This window comes from Colwellia sp. TT2012 (genome assembly GCF_001440345.1).
Classification (GTDB): Bacteria; Pseudomonadota; Gammaproteobacteria; order Enterobacterales; family Alteromonadaceae; genus Colwellia.
Genome location: NZ_LJYX01000008.1, coordinates 1 through 804 on the forward strand (window position 1 = coordinate 1; position 804 = coordinate 804).

General features: G+C 37.4%; 1 pseudogene. It reads right to left on the minus strand.

Going from position 1 to position 804, the window contains the following annotated elements:
- Positions 1-325: 325 nt before the first annotated feature.
- Positions 326-804: pseudogene (locus ASU03_RS21060) on the minus strand (hypothetical protein); the annotation flags it as partial.

An 804-nucleotide genomic window follows, 5' to 3' on the forward strand; every position in this document is an offset into this window, starting at 1 on the left:
TTTAATAGTCATAGCAACTAATCTTGGTTACGGAAAAGTGCTACATATGATGTCAGCTTCTAGCGAGCAGAAGTTCTAAAGAACGACCGATAGCTAACGCCTGCTTTATTAGTGAAGCTGACGTTAGCATAACAGCCCCTAGTGTCTGCAATGCGGACTTTTGAAGTCATGCCAATACAAATACGTGAGCGACCGCAATGGTGGCGAAGCAGACTATTTATTGTAGTAAATTCACCTCTAAATTAGGTCGGTTTTGTGGTAATTGCCGACGTTAGCATTAATAATTACCTTATGCTTTCTAATCACTAACAAGGGAAGTTAGCGCTTATTTAGTATTACTATCCATAAAAAAATTCACCTCATCCAATGCAGTAAGATACTGACGTTTAAGGTGTTTATTTTCGGCTAACTTATCTAAATCACCAATTAACGTCATGAGTTTTTTATGAGAATGGTGGTTTGTTCGCTTAAAATCTTCAGGTGATCCTTCGTTAGCGATACGCTCTTTTTTATCCATAGTATGGCTACTTTCGGTGTTTTCAAGCCAAATATCATTAATTAGACGAATGTTGCTCTCACTCGCTATCTTTTCATTAAATGCCATTTGCAGTTCATATTGTTTGGTTTTAGGGTTAAATTGATAAGTTTCTTTACTAACATCCACTTGGTGTTGTTGATCAAGTCCAAGCAATGCTTGATTTTTGACGGCAGTAGCAATGTTGTAGCTTTCTGTTTTGTCATAGTAATCAGGCCGAGTAAGCTGATAATCGAAATGAGTAGCTAGCGTTTTACTTTGGCTTATCC